This is a genomic window from Legionella tunisiensis, assembly GCF_000308315.1.
Lineage (GTDB): Bacteria > Pseudomonadota > Gammaproteobacteria > Legionellales > Legionellaceae > Tatlockia > Tatlockia tunisiensis.
Window position 1 is genome coordinate 1 of sequence record NZ_CALJ01000039.1, and the last position, 4,210, is coordinate 4,210.

Genomic DNA, 4,210 nt, shown 5'->3' on the forward strand with positions numbered 1-4,210 from the left:
CTCTGGCGTGGCGGGTTTATACCAGGCGTTCAGACGTAATCCATCCGCTGTGTGCAACGTGATTTGCTGCATATCATCTGCCTTAAAGGCATGGCGACTAGGTTGTTCTTTTGCCGGAAAATAGATCAAATTTCTTTGCCGACAATAAATAATCAACAGAGCAATAAGAAAACGAAAATTATAATAATAATCAATTTGTTAAGCATAGGAAGGCTATTCTTAGTTCAATTTACCCCAGATAAAGCAACAAAAAGCATAAAATACACCATTCTATTCTAATAAAGTTATACACTGTATTAAGGGAAATAATAGGAGATGGTATGAGATGTCAAAAACAAACCTATTTAACAAGCATAACGACTACCGAATTTAATATGTGGCTTGCATTGCTTATCGTGATTTGCTGTATCTTGTTATTTTTGCCAATCTGGCGACGGCAAATTAAATTACAACGCTGGCGAAAAAGCTTGCACCTTAATCAGCACTATAAAGTTTATCAGCAATTGTATGCAAATATCGATGGATTTGCCTTATCCAAAGCGGAAAGAACCAAGCAAGATGCACTGGAATATACTTATGGAGAAATAGACTTTGAATCCTTTATCGCACTGTTATCTTTAGGTAAACCAGAATCATCTACTGTCTTTTATGATTTGGGCAGTGGTATAGGTAAAGCAGTATTGGCTTGCATTATGGCATTTGATGTACAAAAAAGTTGTGGGATCGAGCTTTTTGCATCTTTACATCACTGTGCTCAACAACAGCAACAACGGTTAAAACGTATTCAAGGCTATAAAAACAAGGCTGACCGCATTAAATTTATACATGGTAATTTTATGAAAACCAATTTTTCTGATGCCAATCTTATTTTTATTAATGCCACAGCATTTTTTGGCGAAACCTGGTTAGCCATTAGTAAACTCGTTGAGCAAATTCAGCCAGGGGCCCTAGTCATTACCACGAGTAAAGCACTCCGTTCTAATTTGTTTACCTTAGATTCAGTAACTCACGTAAAAATGAGCTGGGGCCTAGTTAAAGCCTATATTCAACAACGTCAAACTTAAATTTATCTAGTCCAAGACTAGCACAAACAAAGATAAACTAATGTTTTCCCTAGTTGCAAAAGATAAATTATTTAATAAGATGAGTAACAATGTATTACTAATTGGAATATCATTACAGTTGGTTGATAACATTGAATAATTTCTTTTCGCGTCTATACTTAAATAGAATAAAGAAAGTCAGCACCTGTTGTGTCTTGGTATTGACATCCTGACAACGCGGCTAACCGAGGTGGGTATGATTAAATCGCAACTCATTGCAAACCTTGCTGCAAAAATGACACATCTGCCTGAAAAGCAGGTCACTGATGGTATTAACCGAATTCTTGAGTTAATGAGTGAGGCGCTTGTTGATGGTAAACGTATTGAAATACGAGGCTTTGGCAGCTTCTCACTACATTATCGTCCACCACGTAATGCCCATAATCCTAAAACGGGTGAAAAGGTCGTTACAGAAGCGAAATATAGTCCTCATTTCAAGCCCGGAAAAGAGCTTAGAGAGCGGGTGGACGCGTCACGCGGCCGTGTCCCACTCCAAGACAAAGATGATTAGGCGCTGTATTGAATCAGGTGCGCGGTAAAGTAACGCCGGTTTGCCCTTGATATTTTCCACCTCTGTCACGGTAGGAAACTGCGCAAACCTCATCGGACTCCAGAAAGAGCATTTGCGCCACGCCCTCGTGAGCATAGATCTTGGCGGGAAGCGGTGTGGTATTGGAAAATTCCAAAGTCACATGCCCTTCCCATTCGGGCTCCAACGGGGTGACATTCACAATAATACCGCAACGCGCATATGTTGACTTCCCTAAACAAATTGTTAACACATTACGCGGAATACGGAAGTATTCCACTGTGCGAGCCAAGGCAAAAGAATTTGGCGGAATGATACAAACATCGGATTTTACGTCTACAAAACTAATTTGCATCAAATGCTTTTGGATCAACTAATCGCAGAATTAATATTAGTGAATATTTTAAATTCATCCGCACAACGCACATCATAACCGTAACTGGAAACTCCATAAGAAACGATTCGGCCCTTATCTGTCTCACGCACCTGTCCGCGTTGATAAGGTGAAATCATCCCCTGTTCCAAGGCCATTTTTTCTATCCAGCGATCTGACTTTATTGACATGTAATGCCCCATGTATATTTTACTAACAAAAAGAACCTTCTATCATAAACTAATTTAGAGGGGAAGTGGGAAGGACATAGAAAAAGTACTTATGGAATAAGATGTCTTTGACTACTTAATTCTAAAGAAATTAAAAAATTCCTGCCCCCTGATATATCCCATCCTGTACAAGAGTATCTATACTAAGTTATGAGATAGTTGGCTTAGGCTCCCAACCTTGGCACTTTCAACCCCAGGTTGATTAAAAGGATTAATATCCCAAATCACACTTTGACAGTAAATTTTATGCTCGTAAAGTGAAACTAACTCGCCAATACTAAAAGGAGAGCAAGCTTTTAAACTAATGTTGTTAAGAGGCGTGTTACCAGCAATATACCCATCTTTATTTACTGGCTCTGTAATTCCCTCCACAAGTACCTTTTGTTTCATTCTGCAAACTTCATTAACCATGTGTCCGGCAAATTCTTCCAACATAATAAAATCTGCTGTTAAGCGATGAGTACCTTGGCAGAGTAATTGGTAATAGCTATGCTGTGCCTGGTTACCCTGTCCGCCCCAAATAATCGGCCCTGTAGCATAATTCACTAAATTACCTCGATTATCGATTGATTTACCATTACTTTCCATATCAAGTTGTTGAATATAAGGGACAAAATATTCAAGCTGTTGAGAATAGGTTAGCACCAGCAAATTATGTATACCTAAAAAATTATTATTCCAGATCCCTATCAGGGCGAATAGTACAGGTAAATTTCTTTCAAACGGCGTTTTTTGAAATGTTGATCCATACTGTGTGCACCGGCAAGCAATTCAGAAAATTGCTCAAAACCAATAGCAATCGCAGTGATTAAATTAACCGCCGAACACAATGAATAACGACCACCAACCCAATTCCATATCGGTAATATATTATTTATACCAAATTCCTGCGCTCCCTTGCTATTTTCTGTGACAGCAATAAAGTGTTTATCTATCTCATCCTGTCTTCCGAGCCATCTAAAAGCGGCTTTTGCATTGTATAAGGTTTCTTTGGTAGTAAATGATTTTGAAGTAATAATAAAAAGGGTAGTCGCAGGGTTAAGCTTCATCACCGTATTTTTAAAGGCATGAGGATCTCCATCAGAAATAAAGTGATAGCTAAGCCGCTGATCAATAAAATTCGACAATGCTTTTATACAAAAACGAGGGCCTAAATCTGACCCACCAATACCAATGTTAACGATGTCGGTGATCGGCTGACCAGAAAAACCTAACCACTGTCCGGCTCTAATTTGACTAGAAATAAATCGTATTTTTCACGAGTGCTATAGACATCAGCGATGATATCTCGCTTATCAACAATAATAGGTTTTTATCCTGGCATCGTAATGCCGTATGCAAAGCGGGGCGTTTTTCACTTTGATTAACTTGCTCGCCTTCTATTAAAGCATCTATTTTCTCTAAGATTACGCTCATTTGCCAAGTTTAATAAAAACTGTATCGTTGTTTCATTTATTCGCTGGTTACAAAAATCGATACCGATATTTAGGCTGGAAAACTGCAAAAAATCATTCCTATGTGTCGATTTTTTAGCTCTTTTATCGTGGTTAAACGCAATGCTTCGGCATGTTTTGCCAAGCATTTCCAAGAATGAAGTTCAGTGAGTTGCTTCATATAAATTTCTTGCATAAAAATATCTCTATCTTTTACTGTTAGAGATAACTTAGAGACTAGAAGGTAAAACTTCATAATATCATATCATTACTGGTATAATAACCAGCAATAGCCTTTTGTGTAAAACAAGATAAATATGTTTTTTATTTACCACCCCCCCTCCCCTCTGTGCAGAAAATCCTCCTCAAGGATTTAAGCAAGCAAGGCACTCAAGTATTATTTACATATGAAAAGAATTGATGGGATTGATATTACACGAGGTTTGTTGGCTTTATTAGTAGCGATTTATCATTATGTTCAGTTCTTAGATCTCGATTATTTAAAACGGTTTCATGGCATTATGACTGCGGGAGTAACAAGC

General features: G+C 38.1%; 5 protein-coding genes and 2 pseudogenes. 2 read left to right on the forward strand and 5 right to left on the reverse strand.

Features of this window, described 5'->3' with window-relative positions; genetic code table 11:
• Window positions 1-320 precede the first annotated feature (320 nt).
• Both BN58_RS02915 and BN58_RS02920 read left to right on the forward strand, forming a co-directional pair.
• Window positions 321-1,064: a class I SAM-dependent methyltransferase gene (locus BN58_RS02915; RefSeq protein WP_019215574.1), complete on the forward strand. Its 744-nt coding sequence runs from the start codon at window positions 321-323 to the stop codon at window positions 1,062-1,064.
• A gap of 229 nt (window positions 1,065-1,293) precedes the next feature.
• On the forward strand, window positions 1,294-1,614 hold the full coding sequence (locus BN58_RS02920) for an integration host factor subunit beta (protein ID WP_269570087.1): 321 nt from the start codon (window positions 1,294-1,296) through the stop codon (window positions 1,612-1,614).
• 13 nt (window positions 1,615-1,627) lie between these two features.
• On the opposite strand, the pseudogene dcd reads toward BN58_RS02920, so the two are convergent.
• The 5 genes and pseudogenes from dcd to BN58_RS32555 all read right to left on the reverse strand — a co-directional run bounded on the left by dcd (window position 1,628) and on the right by BN58_RS32555 (window position 3,924).
• A pseudogene (gene dcd, locus BN58_RS21585) lies at window positions 1,628-2,196 on the reverse strand (dCTP deaminase).
• Between the two features lie 177 nt (window positions 2,197-2,373).
• Window positions 2,374-2,670, reverse strand: a complete 297-nt coding sequence (locus tag BN58_RS37445) for a glucose-6-phosphate isomerase (protein WP_408605450.1) — start codon at window positions 2,668-2,670, stop codon at window positions 2,374-2,376.
• A 54-nt stretch (window positions 2,671-2,724) separates the two neighbouring features.
• A pseudogene (locus BN58_RS32545) lies at window positions 2,725-3,488 on the reverse strand (glucose-6-phosphate isomerase); the annotation flags it as partial.
• A complete protein-coding gene (locus BN58_RS32550; protein WP_232220288.1) occupies window positions 3,472-3,651 on the reverse strand; it encodes a hypothetical protein in 180 nt (59 codons plus the stop codon). The gene BN58_RS32550 and the pseudogene BN58_RS32545, both read right to left, overlap by 17 nt.
• Window positions 3,652-3,720: 69 nt before the next feature.
• Window positions 3,721-3,924 (reverse strand): hypothetical protein, encoded by a 204-nt coding sequence (locus BN58_RS32555; RefSeq protein WP_026069208.1) that lies wholly within the window; start codon window positions 3,922-3,924, stop codon window positions 3,721-3,723.
• Window positions 3,925-4,210: the final 286 nt, after the last annotated feature.

Coding starts and splice junctions, on each gene's coding strand:
- BN58_RS02915 (WP_019215574.1), top strand. CDS start 321: ATGAGATGTCAAAAACAAACCTATTTAACAAGCATAACGACTACCGAA.
- BN58_RS32555 (WP_026069208.1), bottom strand. CDS start 3,924: ATGAAGTTTTACCTTCTAGTCTCTAAGTTATCTCTAACAGTAAAAGAT.
- BN58_RS37445 (WP_408605450.1), bottom strand. CDS start 2,670: ATGTTGGAAGAATTTGCCGGACACATGGTTAATGAAGTTTGCAGAATG.
- BN58_RS32550 (WP_232220288.1), bottom strand. CDS start 3,651: ATGAGCGTAATCTTAGAGAAAATAGATGCTTTAATAGAAGGCGAGCAA.